The 17,268-nt window shown below is 39.7% G+C and carries 14 protein-coding genes; 6 read left to right on the top strand and 8 right to left on the bottom strand.

Features of this window, described 5'->3' with window-relative positions; translation table 11 throughout:
- Window positions 1–450 precede the first annotated feature (450 nt).
- Window positions 451–2,472: a molecular chaperone DnaK gene (gene dnaK / locus QNJ50_RS04625; protein WP_300632587.1), complete on the bottom strand. Its 2,022-nt coding sequence runs from the start codon at window positions 2,470–2,472 to the stop codon at window positions 451–453.
- Between the two features lie 287 nt (window positions 2,473–2,759).
- Window positions 2,760–3,527, bottom strand: coding sequence for a nucleotide exchange factor GrpE (grpE, locus tag QNJ50_RS04620; protein ID WP_300632648.1), 768 nt, complete (start codon window positions 3,525–3,527; stop codon window positions 2,760–2,762).
- A 400-nt stretch (window positions 3,528–3,927) separates the two neighbouring features.
- Here grpE and QNJ50_RS04615 point away from each other — a divergent pair, with 400 nt between their 5' ends.
- From QNJ50_RS04615 to QNJ50_RS04590, 6 genes are all read left to right on the top strand, one after another.
- The gene (locus tag QNJ50_RS04615; RefSeq protein WP_300632584.1) at window positions 3,928–5,940 is read left to right on the top strand and encodes a type II/IV secretion system protein; all 2,013 of its coding nucleotides are present in this window, start codon (window positions 3,928–3,930) and stop codon (window positions 5,938–5,940) included.
- 48 nt (window positions 5,941–5,988) lie between these two features.
- Window positions 5,989–7,119 carry a type IV pilus twitching motility protein PilT gene (locus tag QNJ50_RS04610; protein ID WP_300632581.1) on the top strand — a complete coding sequence of 377 codons (1,131 nt, stop codon included), beginning with the start codon at window positions 5,989–5,991 and terminating at the stop codon, window positions 7,117–7,119.
- A 114-nt stretch (window positions 7,120–7,233) separates the two neighbouring features.
- Window positions 7,234–8,457, top strand: coding sequence for a type II secretion system F family protein (locus QNJ50_RS04605; RefSeq protein WP_300632578.1), 1,224 nt, complete (start codon window positions 7,234–7,236; stop codon window positions 8,455–8,457).
- A 786-nt stretch (window positions 8,458–9,243) separates the two neighbouring features.
- On the top strand, window positions 9,244–9,456 hold the full coding sequence (locus tag QNJ50_RS04600; protein WP_027845215.1) for a DUF2997 domain-containing protein: 213 nt from the start codon (window positions 9,244–9,246) through the stop codon (window positions 9,454–9,456).
- Window positions 9,457–9,496: 40 nt separating this feature from the next.
- Window positions 9,497–9,883, top strand: a complete 387-nt coding sequence (locus tag QNJ50_RS04595; protein WP_300632576.1) for a DUF1257 domain-containing protein — start codon at window positions 9,497–9,499, stop codon at window positions 9,881–9,883.
- Window positions 9,883–10,347 (top strand): ferredoxin, encoded by a 465-nt coding sequence (locus QNJ50_RS04590; protein WP_300632574.1) that lies wholly within the window; start codon window positions 9,883–9,885, stop codon window positions 10,345–10,347. The genes QNJ50_RS04595 and QNJ50_RS04590 overlap by 1 nt, the downstream gene beginning before the upstream one ends.
- 261 nt (window positions 10,348–10,608) lie before the next feature.
- On the opposite strand, the gene QNJ50_RS04585 is transcribed toward QNJ50_RS04590, so the two are convergent.
- The 6 genes from QNJ50_RS04585 to QNJ50_RS04560 form a co-directional block, all read right to left on the bottom strand.
- Window positions 10,609–12,354 carry a DUF4335 domain-containing protein gene (locus QNJ50_RS04585; protein ID WP_300632572.1) on the bottom strand — a complete coding sequence of 582 codons (1,746 nt, stop codon included), beginning with the start codon at window positions 12,352–12,354 and terminating at the stop codon, window positions 10,609–10,611.
- A 25-nt stretch (window positions 12,355–12,379) separates the two neighbouring features.
- The gene (locus QNJ50_RS04580; protein WP_027845212.1) at window positions 12,380–12,985 is read right to left on the bottom strand and encodes a DUF3038 domain-containing protein; all 606 of its coding nucleotides are present in this window, start codon (window positions 12,983–12,985) and stop codon (window positions 12,380–12,382) included.
- A 540-nt stretch (window positions 12,986–13,525) separates the two neighbouring features.
- Complete coding sequence (gene rsmG, locus QNJ50_RS04575) at window positions 13,526–14,269, bottom strand: 16S rRNA (guanine(527)-N(7))-methyltransferase RsmG (RefSeq protein WP_300632647.1); 744 nt, start codon at window positions 14,267–14,269, stop codon at window positions 13,526–13,528.
- A gap of 461 nt (window positions 14,270–14,730) precedes the next feature.
- Window positions 14,731–15,159, bottom strand: coding sequence for an NUDIX hydrolase (locus tag QNJ50_RS04570; protein WP_300632568.1), 429 nt, complete (start codon window positions 15,157–15,159; stop codon window positions 14,731–14,733).
- 78 nt (window positions 15,160–15,237) lie between these two features.
- Window positions 15,238–15,693 (bottom strand): DUF3531 family protein, encoded by a 456-nt coding sequence (locus QNJ50_RS04565; protein ID WP_300632565.1) that lies wholly within the window; start codon window positions 15,691–15,693, stop codon window positions 15,238–15,240.
- Window positions 15,694–15,990: 297 nt separating this feature from the next.
- Window positions 15,991–16,950 (bottom strand): Sll0314/Alr1548 family TPR repeat-containing protein, encoded by a 960-nt coding sequence (locus QNJ50_RS04560; protein ID WP_300632562.1) that lies wholly within the window; start codon window positions 16,948–16,950, stop codon window positions 15,991–15,993.
- Between the last annotated feature and the right edge of the window lie 318 nt (window positions 16,951–17,268).

Below are 17,268 nucleotides of genomic sequence, written 5' to 3'. Positions count from 1 at the left end.
GTGCTAAAAACCCAATAACCTCTAAATTAAAAGTTTTGGAACTAAAAGTTTTGGAACTAAAAGTTTTGAAACTAAAAGTTTTGAAATTAGAAGTTTTGGGGTGCGAGCTAAAAGGACAAGTAATCTTATAACAAATATGACGATAAAAAACACTGATGCTTGATACCGACTTACCTCACTTCACAAAATGGTGAACTTTCACCAAAATAGTATTCTCTGAGTATGTTGTCCAATGATGCTCGTATTTTTGATCGCAAACAAGCGACCTCCTTTACAATTGTGCTACGTATAAACAGAAAACTCTGCACATAAACTATAGGGGCTAGCCGCACAATTTGGGTGCGGAAAACCCCCCATCTTTAATGGAACAACAAGATAGGGGGTGGAAAAATATTTTGTTTTCTCTAACCGCCTAAAGCATTCTAAACTCAAGTAATATTGGAAATTAAATTACTCAATGGTTTCATAATCTACTTGTGGGTTACTTTCTCCTGTAAAGTTAAAGTCAAACAGTGGTTCTGCTTCTGCGCTTGTTTCTGTTGTTGAGTTAGCTTTTAAATCAGCAACAGCAACTACTGAATTTTCTGGTTGAAAGGCATTATCTGATTCCTCTACAGCAGACTCTTCCCCAAATGAGCCTGTGGAGTCACTTGTGCGGTCTTTAACTTTATTGTATACTTCAGCACCCAAAGCAAATAAACTTTCTTGGAAGTCTTCGAGACGTTGTTTAAATTCAGCAACAGAAGTTCTATCGTCAGCCATTGCGGTACGAAGATTGGATAATTTTTCCTGGGCTAATACTTTGACCGACTCACCAATTGATTCGCTGTTGTCATTTAAAGTTGATTTGTAGCCGAGCAAAAGATTTTCTGCTTGATTTCGTAATTCAACTAGTTCTTTGCGTCTCTTATCATCTTCTGCATAGACTTCAGCTTCATTGCGCATCCGTTCTACTTCATTGGCGCTCAAACCACCAGTGTTAGTAATCCGAATACTCTGTTCCCTACCCGTACCTTGGTCTTTTGCTCCAACTTGCAAAATTCCATTAACATCGATTTCAAATGAAACCTCAATTTGAGGGATACCACGGGGAGATGGGGGAATTCCAGTTAAAAGAAATTTACCGAGACTTTTATTATCCCGAGCCATCGCTCTTTCCCCTTGAAGAACGTGAATTTCTACTGAAGTTTGTCCGTCAACAGCAGTGGAAAAAACTTGGGACTTGCTGGTGGGAATTGTGGTGTTACGCTCAATAACTTTGGTAGAAACTTCTCCCAAAGTTTCAATTCCCAGGGATAAAGGCGTCACATCGAGTAATAATATATCGTCAACTTCGCCGCCCATTACCCCACCTTGGACTGCTGCGCCTAGGGCTACAGCCTCATCAGGATTGATGGAACGGTCGGGAGTTTTGCCATCAAAAAACTTAACAAGGGCATTTTGCACTGCAGGAATGCGAGTGGAGCCACCGACCAAAATAATTTTATCGATATCCTGTGGTTTGAGGTCTGCATCTTTGAGGGCTCGAATCATCGGTTCAATAGTGGACTCAATCAAATTACTGGAGAGTTCCTCAAATTTGGAGCGAGAGAGTTCCATCTCCAGATGTTTAGGACCGCTGTTATCGGCAGTAATGAACGGTAAATTGATTGAAGTACTGCCCATACTAGAAAGTTCTATCTTTGACTTCTCTGCGGCTTCGCGCAAGCGTTGCAGAGCCATTTTGTCTTGGGACAGATCAATATTTTCTTCTTGCTGAAATTTTTTCAGCATCCATTGCACGATCAGATTATCGAAATCATCCCCACCAAGTTGATTATTTCCGCAGGTAGCCCTAACTTCAAATACTCCATCTCCTAATTGCAGGATAGATACGTCAAAGGTACCACCACCCAAATCGAATACTAAAATTAATTGTTCTTCATCCTGTTTATCTAAACCAAATGCTAAAGCAGCGGCAGTTGGCTCGTTAATGATCCGTAAAACTTCCAGTCCTGCAATAGTACCAGCGTCTTTCGTTGCTTGTCTTTGGGCATCAGTAAAATAGGCTGGAACCGTTATAACTGCTTGGGACACCGCTTCTCCCAGAAAAATTTCCGCATCTTGCTTGAGTTTTTGCAGAACCATTGCCGAAATTTCTTGTGGTGTGTAGTTCCGTCCGCGAATCTCTACATCAACGGTCTCATCCCGACCTTTAATGCATTTGTAGGGAACGCGATCACGCTCAGAAGCTGTATCTTCCCAACGTCTGCCAATAAATCTTTTAGTGCTATAAACGGTATTTTCAGCATTAGTTACAGATTGGCGTTTTGCTAAGGAACCAACTAAACGCTCCCCAGCTTTACCAAAACCGACGATACTGGGAGTTGTTCGACCCCCTTCCGAGTTGGCTATTACAATTGGTTTACCACCTTCGAGCACCGCTACACAACTATTGGTAGTGCCTAAGTCAATACCTATAACTTTTCCCATAACTAATAATATTTTTACTTAGTACTTCTTTTACGAAGTTTTGAGCGGCAACTTCGCACCGCTCAAAAATTCGGGCATAATGGCTCGCGGCATGGGGAGTTTTCAATCTGACTGCGATAAACCGAGTGAGATAAAAATTTCAAGTGATCGCCTGTATTCAGGTCAATTTCACGAAAGTCACTCGGGTTGAGGTAAATCGCAAGCAAAAAATTATGAACGTAGACACACTGTGCTCGCCAATACTGCTAGGAAAGTACTTTTTGTTAGTTAGAAAAAAGAAACATACCTTAGCTAGATGCAGAAGAAGAGGTATCCTCTTCTGGGACTGATGTATCATCTTCTTTCGGAGCAGCAACTTTAACCATTGCATGGCGTAGCACCCGCTCGCCCAAATAATATCCGCGCACTAACTCTTCTAACACTGTTCCTTCCGGATGTTCATCAGTAGGTTCGCGCATTACTGCTTCATGGAGGTTGGGATCGAATTCTTTACCTTCAGGACGCATGGGAGCAACTCCCAACCGCTTGAGGCAGTCTACCAATAGTTTGTAAACACCTTGGTAGCTCTTATGAATTCCCATCTCCCCATCATTTTGGGGTTTGATTTGCGCCCGAGCACGCTCAAAGTTATCGACAACGGGCAACAATTCAGTAATAGCCCTTTGCTTTACTTGCAAATCAAGTTCTTCTTTTTCTTTGAGCATGCGTTTGCGATAATTCTCAAAATCTGCTCCTAAGCGTGCATATTGGGTAGTACGCTCTTCCAGTTGAGCTTTGAGAGACTCGATCTGCTGGGTCATTTGCACCAATTGAGCACTATCTACAGTATTTTCCACCGTCTCAGTTGCAACCGTTTCGGGTTCTGGATTGGGTGACACATTTTCATCTACTGCTGGGCTATCGGGTTTTGCTGCTCCTTCTGTGACTTCATCAGCAGGTTCGTTAGCATCTGCATTAGCTTGAACCGCAGAGTCATCAATCATTTCTTGATTCTCCTCCTTAGGCTCATCTGATTTTTCAATCGTATCGTTTTGTTTATTTTCCTCATCTATCATTGTGCTTTCTTCCGAGTGCTTGTCTTCTATAGTTGCCATATCATACAGCCGTTAAAATTATTTCCAACCAATAAATAATAAATATAAAAGCGTATCCTAGTCGTGCATTTTTCCAAATCTGAAAACATCAACGTCCTCTATTGTGACAAATACTGAGCGTTTTGGGGGTTGGCGATTAGGGATTAGGGATTAGGGATTAGGGATTGGCGTTAGCGCCCTGCGCTAACAAATTAAATTACTAGTCACAAGTAACAAAAAGCAATACCTACTTCAATTCTCATCACCCAATCCCCAGTCGCCAGTCCCCAATCCCCAGTCCCCAAATTCAACCCTCATGAAAATTCGCTGCACTAATTTGGGAATACTAACATCACAACTTTGAACTATTTGTTACTTATATATGACTTACTCGTCAGCACAAAGACGCAGTACTGCTCTCAGTGTCAGAACGGAATTTTCGCCCTTCGGCAATAAGCTTGTCCAATCTGGGGTCGTTAATAGCGAACAGATGAGACAAGCATTAATTGAAAGTCGTAAGTCCGGCAGACCCCTAACAGAAGTTATCGAATCGATATCGGGGAAACAACTATCACCAGAATTACTTAGAGAGTATAAAAAACATCAATTATTTGAACTTAAAATACTCTACGGTGTTGACTCCTTAGATCCGGAAGTAAGTCAAGTTGGCAACACAGCGGTGGGGAATTTAATTAATTCCCTGATTCCAGTAGATATGTGTCGTCGCCATCACTTGGTACCCTTATCAAAAAATCAAGACCAAAACCCACCTTCGGTTTTAGTGGCGATGGTCAATCCGGACAACTTGGAGGCTTCGGACGATCTAAATCGTATTTTGCGCCCCCAAGGTTTTACTTTACAGCGAATGGTAATTACTCAAGAAGATTACCAACAACTGATTAATCAATTTTTAGATGAATTAGCTGTCCAGCAAAAGAAACTGGAAAAAGAAAAATTTACAGATATTAATCAAGATTTAGAAAATTTGGACAATCTAGATCTTGAGGATGCACCTGATGAAGTAGAAGCTGATTTGGGAGCAGCGATGAAAGGTGCAGAAGATGCTCCAATTATTAATTTGGTTAATAGAATTCTTGCTAAAGCTCTACATGATAAAGTCTCTGATATTCATATTGAACCCCAAGAAGAAAATTTACGTATCCGCTTCCGCAAAGACGGGGTCTTAAATCAAGCATTCGACCCACTGCCAAAAAAAATTATTCCCGCTGTTACGGCGCGATTTAAAATTATTGCGAATTTAGATATTGCCGAACGACGTTTACCCCAAGATGGACGGATCCGACGTTTATTTGAAGGACGTAAAGTTGACTTCCGGGTAAATACTTTACCTAGCCGCTACGGGGAAAAAGTAGTATTACGGATTTTAGACAACTCGTCTACCCAATTAGGATTGGATAAATTAATTACCGACCCTGGGACTTTAGAAATTGTCCAGGAAATGGTTGGTCGTCCTTTCGGTCTTATTTTGGTTACTGGACCAACGGGTTCTGGTAAAACCACATCGCTTTATTCGGCGCTGTCGGAACGCAACTCACCGGGAATCAATATTAGTACGGTGGAAGACCCCATTGAATATAGTTTACCGGGAATTACCCAGGTACAGGTAATTAGAGAAAAAGGTCTGGATTTTTCCACAGCCTTGCGGGCGTTTTTGCGACAGGATCCGGATGTGCTGCTGGTCGGTGAAACAAGGGATAAAGAAACGGCAAAAACTGCCATTGAAGCGGCATTAACAGGTCACCTAGTTTTAACCACTCTACATACAAATGATGCTCCTGGGGCGATCGCTCGCTTGGGAGAAATGGGAATTGAACCATTTATGATTTCCAGTTCTTTAATTGGAGTGCTAGCACAGCGTTTGGTGCGACGAGTTTGTTCTACTTGTCGTCTTCCTTACACCCCTTCACCAGAAGAATTAGGTCGCTATGGTTTGTCAGTTAGTCAAAATGCAGATGTAACTTTTTACAAAGCTAATACTCTGACAAATGAGCAAATTGCCCAAGCTAAAGCTAATAATCAACTCTGTCCAGATTGTCATGGAATCGGCTATAAAGGACGATGTGGTGTTTACGAAGTGATGCAAATTACCGAGCGTTTGCAAACTCTAATCAACGAAGAAGCACCAACTGAGTTGATTAAAGAAGCAGCAGTAGAGGAAGGTATGAAAACCTTGTTGGCTTACAGCCTAGAACTTGTACGTCAAGGTGCAACAACCCTGGAAGAGGTACAAAGGGTAACCTTTACGGATACTGGTTTGGAAGCTGAATTGAAAGCTAAGCGCAAGAGTGGTTTGACCTGCCGAAATTGTGGTGCTGATTTAAAACCAGAATGGCTGGATTGTCCTTACTGCATGACATCTAGGTTTCAAGACTAGGGATTAGGAATTGGGAAAAGGACAAATAACAACAGGAGATGAATCGATATGGACTTGATGATTGAAGATTTGATGGAACAAATGATTGAAATGGGGGGGTCTGATATGCATTTGACAGCCGGCTTACCTCCCTATTTTCGCATCAGTGGCAAACTGACTCCTATTGGCAATGAAGCTCTATCATCCGAGCAATGTCAAAGATTAATCTTCAGCATGCTTAATAACTCCCAAAGAAAAACTTTAGAACAAACTTGGGAGTTAGATTGTTCTTATGGTGTCAAAGGATTAGCTCGTTTCCGGGTGAATGTTTACAAAGATAGAGGTACCTATGCTGCTTGCTTGCGGGCTTTGAGTTCAAAAATCCCCAATTTTGATCAATTAGGTTTGCCAAATGTGGTGAAAGAAATGTCAGAAAAGCCTAGAGGTCTGATTTTGGTCACTGGTCCGACAGGTTCTGGTAAGACTACAACCCTTGCAGCAATGATCGATCTAATCAACCGCACGCGGGCAGAACATATTTTAACTATTGAAGATCCGATCGAATTTGTTTATGAACCGATTCAAAGCCTGGTTCACCAAAGACAACTGGGTGAAGATACTAAAAGTTTTGGTAATGCTCTCAAAGGCGCACTAAGAGAAGATCCAGATATTATCCTAATTGGTGAAATGCGCGATCTAGAAACTATTTCCTTGGCTATTTCAGCAGCAGAAACAGGACACCTGGTATTTGGAACGTTACACACCTCCTCTGCTGCTCAAACAGTTGACCGGATCATTGATGTTTTCCCCCACGAGAAACAAACTCAGGTGCGGGTACAGCTATCCAACTCATTAGTGGCAATTTTCAGCCAAACTTTAGTTCCAAGAAAAAATCCCAAACCGGGCGAATTTGGGCGGGTAATGGCGCAAGAAATTTTGGTAGTTACCCCAGCGATTTCCAACTTAATTCGCGAAGGTAAAACAGCACAAATTTACTCAGCAATTCAAACTGGCGGCAAACTAGGGATGCAAACCTTGGAGAGAGTTCTAGCAGATTTATACAAACAGGGAACAGTCTCCTTTGAAGCTGCAATATCAAAAACTTCTAAACCCGATGAAGTTCAGCGTTTAATTGGTGCTGCTGCTCCCCAAGCTGCGGCTCAAGCAAAAACAGCTGGAAAAGTTCCTTTAAGAAGGTAGTTAAGGACATTTCAGGTTAGTCACCTTGAGTTTTATAACTCTGCAATCAAAAACTAAAAATTAAACCCAAAGACTAAACATTACACCAATAATTAATTTATATAGAGGTGATAAATGCCAACATTTGTTGCCCGCATCCGGGATGCACAAGGCAAATCTAGAAAAGAGAAAGTTGTTGCTGATACCTTAGTGCAAGCTCGTACTAATCTCAGGGATCAAGGTTTTGTCGTTCAAGATTTAAAAGAATATTCTCAAGGCTTTCAAAGCTTTGATTTAGCTGGTCTTCAAACTAAATTTGCAACAGTTTCAGTAAAAGATAAGGCTGTTTTTTCTCGTCAATTAGCTGCTTTGGTGAATGCAGGAGTGGCAATAGTTAGGAGTTTGGGAGTTCTTGCAGAACAGTGTACTAACCCCAAACTAAAATCAGCACTTACAGAGATTAGTTCCGATGTGCAAAATGGTGTCAATCTCTCCGATGCGATGCGGAAGCATCCCGAATGTTTTGATGGTTTGTATGTCAGCATGATCCAAGCTGGTGAAGTTGGAGGTGTTTTAGATGAAGTGCTAAATCGTTTAGCGAAGTTACTCGAAGATGTAGCCCGTTTACAAAACCAAATTAAAGCTGCCCTATCTTACCCTGTTGTAGTGGGAATTTTGGCGGTTGGTATTTTCTTGGCTATGACTATTTTCCTGATTCCAATTTTTGCCAATATTTTTAAAGATTTGGGAACAGAACTACCGCCTCTAACTGCTTTCATGTTGTGGGTAAGCGAAATATTAAGAAGTTTGTGGGTATTGGTTGTGATTGGTGCGGTCGCAGCTTTTGCTTTTGCTTATAAGCAATACTATAAAACTCCCGTTGGTAAAGAAACCATTGACCGTCTTTCTTTAAAAATGCCTTTGTTTGGCGACTTAATCCAAAAATCCTCGGTAGCTCGTTTTAGTCGTACATTTGGTTCTTTGACACGTTCTGGCGTACCAATCCTAACGTCATTGGAAATAGTCCGAGATACTTCGGGAAATCAAGTTGTTGCTAACGCCATAGACGCCGCACGGGCTGAAGTACAACAGGGGGGTATGATTAGTCTAGCTCTACAAAAATATCCTGTTTTTCCCATCATGGCGATCCAAATGATCAGCATAGGTGAAGAAACTGGGGAACTAGATGCGATGTTAATGAAAGTTGCTGATTTCTATGAAGATGAGGTTGAGCAAGCAGTTAAAGCTTTAACCAGCGTTCTTGAACCAATTATGATTGTGGTTCTTGGGGGGATGGTTGGTGTAATTTTACTCTCTATGTATTTACCTATGTTTAAAGTCTTTGAAGATTTGGGATAAGGATTCCATTTGAGAAAAAGTTTAAGTTTTGTAAATAAACTGGAGTTTTTAAGGGGCAAAAGCCCCTTATATTTTTTGGGAAGCTGGATACAGTTAGCAGAGTCTAGGAGTAATGAGTGATAAATAATGAGTTGAGAGTTATGGCAATTCTAAATCATTCATGAAAATCAAGATTTAGGAGTTGACTTCTAATCAAAGCTTAAGATTAATGGAATATATAATTCACTAATTATTGCTGCAGTACAGCCGCGAATACTTTGAATATTGGAAATCAAAGCTCAAATTCAGATTCAAATTTAGATTCAAAATTTAGATTTTTTATAAATATCTAAAGACAAAAATCGGTAATATTCACATCAAATCAATCATATTCGTACAAATATATCTGCATGCTGGTATTCATAGCAATTAGCAAACAACACAGCAGAAAACAATATAAATAATAAATATTATCAATAGTCTATGACAGTGGTCATAAAAAGCCAATAACCCCTAATAATTTTCACAGTAAAGGTTTCAGGCTCCTTATTCCAAAGCTCTCCACAGGATATTGGAGCTTGACTTATGATAATGGTTAAGGGAAACTTACAAGGTATAGAGGTGTAGGCTCATTTTAAAAATAACTTTTGTAAATATTATGAAATGTATATATAGAAATATGAAACATTAGTGAACATATAAAACTTCTATTACAAAGTTAAATATGTGATTCGCAGATACACCCGTATTTCTTTTGTAGTATGTGTCCGTTATTGTTGAGTTCTACTGTTGCAATCGACTAAAAGCATGGAGACATTGGAGTTCATAATTTATCCAGATGGTCGGGTGCAAGAAAAAGTCACCGGAATTATTGGTGCTTCTTGCGCTGAGGTTACTGCTGCGATAGAAGAACAACTTGGAGTAGTAGTAACACATCAACCAACCTCAGAGTTCTTTGCCAGCAAAGTAGAACAGTCAGGCGAAGTAGCGAATACCCAATCCACTTTTAGCGATTGGTAAATTTTTCAACATCAAGAGAGTTTATTGATTCACAATCACTATGTCACACTTTAGCCAAATCAAGACTGAAATCCGTAATCTTGAGTCCTTAAAAGATGCACTAAATGATTTGGGCATAGATTGGAAGCAAGGTCCCAGAGATGTTCGCGGCTACCGCGGTCAGACTCATGCTGCAGAAGTTACCATTGATCAAGATAATGGTTATGATGTCGGCTTTACATGGAATGGTAAGGAATACGAACTAGTTGCCGATCTACAGTATTGGCAACAGAATTTGTCTGTAGAAGGATTTTTGCGTCAGGTAACACAGCGTTATGCTTATCACACAGTAGTTAAAGAAACAGCTAAGGCTGGCTTTCAAGTTGCCGAACAAAAACAAGCTCAAGATGGTTCTATTCGCCTTGTAGTACAACGCTGGAGTGCGTAATGTCTGATTTTTTGCCACCAGAGCCAGAATCGGATAGAGAGCGTTCTGGTTTTGAACCAGAATTAGGTGGTTATTTCCGTTCCGAAGCAGAGCGTTCTGGATTAGAACCCGAGCTGGGTGGTACTTTTCGTCAAAAAGGTGTTTACGTTGATGAAATAACCTGCATCGGTTGTAAACATTGCGCCCATGTCGCACGGAATACATTTTATATCGAACCCGATTACGGGCGATCGCGGGTAATCCGCCAAGATGGAGATTCTGAAGAAGTTATTCAGGAAGCGATTGACACTTGTCCGGTTGATTGCATTCATTGGTTTGATTACACCGAGGTCAAACGACTCGAAACAGAACGTTCATATCAGGTAGTTCCTTTGGCAGGTTTTCCTATAGATCGCTCGGTTCTATCTGCAGAGGTACGGCGTAAAAAGCAAAAGGTGAGAAAGAAAAAGAAATCAAGCAGTTGAACTTCTTTTGATTGAGGAAATACCTTTTATCATTACTCATCTATTGCTTGTATATTCATAATATTCTTTGTGCTCATAATTAATGAGCCATGAGGATCCAATAAAAAAATTTCACACTGGGAACCGCACATAGAAAGAAATTTTTTTATATACGAAAAAAGGACTACGCTTGGTAGTCCTTTTCGCTTTTTATGGGCTTTTATTACACCTTTTGCTTGAGTGTTACCTATTGGCTGCTTACCCGTTACCCACATTAACCAACTAATCAGTTTCTGGAAACGCTTGTACGTCACCATTAGGCTTAAAAACTGCTCTAATCCTCGTATCTTGTCCAGTATTACTTGGGGAAATAAAGCGATCGCCGATTGCAGGTATTCCTGTTTTACCAAAATTTTCCCTTTCAGCTTTTCCTAAGGGAAGAATTCGTTCGATTGTGCCGTCAACTCCAACAGTTAAGCTGTATTCTAAACTTTGTTTCAGTCCACTTGGTGGTTGCCAACGGCGTTTTAAGTATTTTTTAACTTCTGATATTTGCCGTTCGGAACTTAGTACACTGCTGTTACCAGTAGCAATTTTAGGATTGCTTCCAGGTCTGCTTTTGAGGCTAGTGATTAAATCAGAAGTGCTTGCTGAAGTATTTGTCGCCGAATTGTTTGTCGAAGTATTCAGTGAAGTACTTGTATTGGTTGCTCCTATTCGAGCTTGAGAACCCAAAGAAACTTTGGGTTGGGGAAGACTTGATGGTTTGGAAGTTTCGTTATTTGTATTAGGAGATAAATTTGTACCAGTTAAGCTACTGGTAATTGGAGTTGTAATTGATTTGGGAGTAATGGTGTTCTTAGAAGGAGGAGGAATTGGAGGAATTTTGCTTTGAACAGGATTAGACCCAATCCGAATTTGGGAGTTTGTTTGGGTCGAGGTTGGAAACTTAATTGAAGAATTTACAACTGGATCTGATTGTGTCCCAGGTACCATTAAAGTATCACTTTTGGGAGTTGCAGATTTTGTCAAGGTACTACTTGCGCCACGATTTGCAGATATTCCTGAAGGACTATTCAGGCTAGGTTTAATTTGTTGTAGTTCACCTGCAGTACCACTTTGTGGTGATACAGATGATGGTGCAGGAAGTGGACTGACAGATAAAGGTAAGTCAGAATTTAAGGGTGGCTGAATTGAAGGTAAGGAGTTTGATGGCGCAAGTTCAGATGAAGATTTTTTTTCTAAAGGTGATGAGTTCAAAGCAACAGTATCTTCTTGAGAAGAAGATGTGGTAGCTACTTGTTGCTGTCTGAGACTATTTGCATATTGCCATGTGACAGGTGTTAAGCCTGCTGCTACTGCTACAACGGCTGCAACTGGACCCCAAGTTGACCAAGTGTTTCCCTTTTGGGTTGTGCTGCTGGTGCTCATTGGGAGTGCAATAAATTCCGCAGAGTAATTTTCTAAAGCGCTTGCTAAATCAAATAGTTGTAATGATGTTAATTGAACAAATTCACCAGTTGATCTATTCGCCAGCGAACCAAGAAAAAGTTTGTGTTTTAAATGGGTATGTGGTTGTAAGTGGATATTCCCTGTCGATGATTGGGAGAAACCAGAATTTGAATTATTGGTATTAGAATTATCAATGTTTGAATTATTAGCGCTGGGATTGGAATTAGAAGTGGGAGCAAACGCCGAAGCGTTGCTCGAATTATCTGGTGGCGGTTCTACTTGATTATTTACTTGCGAAGCCTGGAAACTCAGCCAAAAATTTTCTGTATCTTTTTGCAGTAATTCCTGCACGTATTCAGATACTTTTGTACACAAAGCTTCGAGTTGTTCGCGATCGCCTCGAATCGTCACCTTATCTTCTTCTGATAGTCGCGGGTCATCAAGCTGTAGTTCGAAAGTTAGTTGTTTTAGTACAGATTGTTTTGCCCAGCGCGATATTGGGGACTTCTGTGCCCAAATTTCTAAGGTACAGGTAGGCGGAGTGTACCGACGAATTACAGGATTTGATAAAGGCATGGCAAGAACAACGAAAAAGACATTGTTAAAATTTTGTTGAACGGTCTATAAGTGAGAGCCAAAGACGACGATGTCCGCCGGGACCACTGTAAAACAGTAAATCTATAAGTAGTTTTAATGCTAAGTGGCTAATTACCTCGGTGGAAACTTTTTCATCTTCCGTCATCCGTTCTTGATAAGTATTACAGAAAGCATCGATATAATCACCTAGCAATGCTGCTTGGTGAGGTTCGCGGTTGGCTTGAGCCATTTGTTCTAACAAATCGATCGCACGTCTGATTAATTCCTGATTCTGTTTGGCAAGATGACAGATAATCATTACTAGCGATCGCGCTTCTTCAATATCGAGTTTCTTTCGTCCTCCTTGACCTTTTCGCAGGGGATTAGATTGGCGCAGTCGCCATAGTGCTACACGATCTGGCAGTTTGGACTCTAAATTGAGTACATTTGCTGCTGCCAGCATTTCTTCAGAACCGATGCCAGCTAGTGTTTCTAGGGCTAACAACACCAAGTCCAGCTGGGTTTTCATGTTATCCCATTGAACTATGGGAGGGGCATCAATCTTAGTTAAATCATCCCACAGGGAAATTGGAGTGGATGAATTGGCAGCAGATTGCATAACTTTTAGCATAGGTGATCGGACTGTTAGGGGCGCTTGCTGTTACCCATTTTGAAACCGTAGTCTTGACGACTAAAGGATTGGCTTCTTTGTTAGTATTCGCCGAAAACTCTATATAAAGTTAAGTCTTGGCGATTATAGTTTATGTTGTTTTTGACCAAAATGCTTGTGGTCTTTGTCTTACTCTATGATGAAAAACTACTTTGCAAAAGTACGTTTGTATTTTTGTTGGTTGTATTGGGTAATTTTAACTATTCTTTGTTGTAAGAATTCACAATAATATGAAAACTACACAAATATTAGGTAGTAAAGAAAACATTAGTTGAATTAATGAGTACTTCAAGAGGTTTTTTCCTGAAGTAAATTTTCCTCAACTAAATTCCAATCCTTTCTTAACCCCCCAAAGTAAATTCAAATCTCTTAACTCCCCAAGTAAACACAAACACCCTGCTAACCTCCCAAAGAGGGAATTGGATGGTCTGTTTTTTCTTGGCTTGTTTTCAACATTTACTTTTTGGGAAATGTATTTTTGGGGGTATATTCCTGAGGAAACTACAGTGGTTTTTGAGTTGGTATCCCTACAGCACGAGGAAATTTTGCCGGCGTGCTAGTTATTTTACGTAGATACAAACAGTGACGAACACTCTGAGTTAGGGGAGTGGTAAATTGCTCGATTGATTCGATCGCTCCACCCAACTTTTGAGTTGCACTTTCCAAAGTATTTGTTTCTTTTTCGGTCCAACTACCCCGATAAATAACCGCTAGACCACCCTGTTTGAGTAATGGCAATGTATATTCTGCACATACTGAAGCGTTACTTACAGCACGAACAGTAGCAATATCATAGTTTTCTCTGTGGTGTGGGTTTTGACCAATTGCTTCAGCCCTTCCCACTATAGTTTGGATATTGCTTAATTGAATATTAGTTAAAAGTGTATCAATAAAATTGATTTTTTTTCGGGTTGAATCAAGTAGTTTTACATTAAAATTTTCTGCAACTATTCCGATCGGAATACCTGGGAATCCTGCACCGGTTCCAATGTCAATTAAATGTGGTGAAGATGAGAGTAAATGTTGAGAATATTTACTCGTTTTTGACTTTTCTGATAGTAATAATGATGAAATACCTCGTAATGAATCCCACAGGTGTTTTTCCCAAAATTCTTTGGGATCGGTGATGCGAGTTAGGTTTAGTTGGCAATTTCCCTGTAATATCAATTCGTAGAGCTGCTGAAAGTTATCTTGTTGCTGTATGCTTGGTTCCCAGTTTAGAGTTTTTTGCCATATTTCTACCATTTGAGGTAGAGAAGGTAGTGTTGATTTATCCACTATCAAATAAGTAATTGGTAAATTTTGATTAAATGTTAATTAATATCGCCAGTATTTTCTAGAATTGTTCAAAAATTACTTTCCCTAGAAAGATGGTACTTAAGATAAAGTAGGGTGTATTACACGCCCAAGAAAATATCTTTTTTTTAGATTGCTTTGACACTGCACCGTAACGCGCAATCATATTGGATTAATATACAAGTGGTTGTTAAACAAAATAAGAATTTGATTGTTGAATAACTCAAAATTTGCTCTACACACAACCGATTTATGATGGTGCGTTAGACCCATTTAATTTGTCATAGAAACTGAGATATTCTAACAGGTTTAACACACCCGACAAAATTTAATTTTGATTTATAAAAACTTATGAAATGCTCCCATTACCAATCAAGAATTACCAATTACCCATTATCAATTCAAATAACCTATAAATAATCAAAAAACTGCTCTGGAACTAACTTTAATTCTCCCGACTTGAAACGATTAATATCTACCCACAAAGCTGTTTTTTGTCGCTTCCCTTCATTAAATAGAATTTTTTCCTTTTGATAAAACTCATCATCCACAAAATCACATCCATAAAGTTGAACGATTTCGTGACCAGATTTACCATTAAAAGTAAAAATATTTTCTAAACAACCCAAATAGCGAACATTTTTTAATTCCGCTTGAATTTCTTCTTGAAACTCTCTTCCTAAGGCTTCTAAACTAGTTTCTCCAAACTCTACACCACCACCCATCGCTCGGTAAAAAGTTTGTTCTTTTACGGGATCGTAGCCTTCAGAAATAAAAATGCGATCGCCATCTCGAATTAATCCTAAGGCGAGAACGCGAATTTCACCGCTTTTGTGCATTATTGTTGCTAATTATGATTACTTGGTAGCTATTATTGCCGGTAATTATTGTAAATAATCAATTAATGATTATAGAAATTAATTATTATCGTAGATAAACGAAGGACGAGTATTGCTATCTTCAAGCGGCCAATCTGAATTTTCACCGCCAATGTATACTTCTTCAATGGTTACGTATTCATTTCCGAGTTGGGTAAGAGCATTAACTAAAACATCAATGGCCATCGCATCGGAAGTTCCCAAATCAAACCAGCAACGTCCCCAAACTCCTTGATATTCAAATTCTCCCATGTTGTGCATCAGCGCCAGTAGGCTTTTATCATAACCGTCCTGGTCGTAGTTCATATAGCTAACTTCTAATCCCGTATCTTGTACCTGGAGATTTTCAGCGTTAAAACCACCCAACTTACCAAGATAAAACCAAGAATTAAACAGTTCCTCAACAAATTCAGTTTCGCGTCGAGATGGAACGGTACTGAACTTGATCCAAATCCAGATATCAAAGGGGTTAACTTCGCGGAAATATACTTGCATTACTTTTTACTATCCCCGATCGCTAAGAGTTGACAGTTAACAGTTAACGGTTATCAGTCTAAGACATTAAAATTAAAGCACAACTAATGGACTAAAATGTCTTATTCTTTGATTAGGAATGAGAATTTAATAACCTGTGGTTTTGAAATTTGGAATGGTGCGTTACGCGATGCTAACAGCACCATACTTTTGTACTTTATTGAATCCACATTCCTTAGTTTGAGAACCGTTTAACCGATCAACCGTCAACCAATCCACTAAGTTTTTAACTTTTAAGTTTTCAACTAAATTTTAAATTCATCTTGCAAGTCTTTCAGATGTTCTGCGACGTTCCCGAGCAATTTGTTTAACCATGCGCTCTGGAAGCTGATTTTTCTTCTCTAAAGCTTGGTCGAAGAACTTTACTGCTTCTTGGATCATTTCTCGATTATTTTTACGCTGACCTTGCTCCCGCAAAATTTGGGCTTTCAAATAATACAACTCCGGATTTTCTGCTGTAGCTTTTAAAGCACGGTCTACATATCCCAATGCGCGATCGTATTTTTTTAAATCCCGATAAGCAATAGCGATTCCCCGATCTACTAAGTACTGAGGACCAGCATTTTGTTGCAAACGCTGAATCGCCTGTTCCGGGTCGGAAAATGGCAAATTTACAGCCAACATCAAATCCATATACCCCTTAAGTAAGTTCAATTCTGGGTCGCGGGGAGATATTGATTCGGCTCGTTCTAAATGTCCATAAACTTGGCGCAATCTTCTCAACGCTTGAGGTGCGCCTTTGACTGTACCATCTTGGAGTAAGATAACCGAACCTTCCAAAAAATGACCGACAGCAGCATATATGTTACCGCGTAAGGGGTCTTTAGCAATCAAACTTTTAGCCGTTTGCAGAGTTTTTTTGCTGTAGTTTGCTAGTGTGGAAACATCATTGGAAGTGTATGCTAAGGATGCTTTAATTGCGTATCCCAGGGGTTCATCAGGTTCGTCGCGAATTGCTTCTTTGACGTACTTTTGGGCTTGTTTATAATTCCCTTTTTGGAAAATAGCGTTAAATGCAGCTTCTGTTTGATTGCCGATATTACGTGGCTTTTGGGTACGGAATGGATCTGCACCTAAAGCCGGATTAATCCAAATATTACTAGCGATTACGGCTGCAATTGCGATTTTAGACCAAGCAATAGGTTTCACAGATGATAGTGTTTGTGAACACAGTGCTTGTGGAAATAATACTCGTGGAAATAGTTTTTTCTTGTTCATTTTTGACAGCAGGATAATTACTGTTCCTAAAGTCTTATATATTATTGAGTTAGAACTTACGCAATGAAAACAAAAAATCAGGGTTTCAGTTACAGGGAACATGAAACAGAAGATTACAGGCATTTTATCTGTCTGGATGCGTTAGTCCTGTGAATGACAAATTATTGAACTATAAAAAATATTCTCCTGAATGTTGGCGATTTTTTTACTTTCTCTTCAATGTGACTCTTATCGCTTGATTCGTGGTTCCCAAAATTATTTTTTACTTTCTGTTCCCTGTTCCCTATTCCCTATTCCCTATTCCCTATTAAAAATCAA

This window comes from Mastigocoleus sp. MO_188.B34 (assembly GCF_030065675.1).
GTDB lineage: Bacteria > Cyanobacteriota > Cyanobacteriia > Cyanobacteriales > Nostocaceae > Mastigocoleus.
The sequence above is the reverse complement of the archived record's forward strand: the minus strand, read 5'-3'. Positions and strand labels throughout refer to the sequence as shown.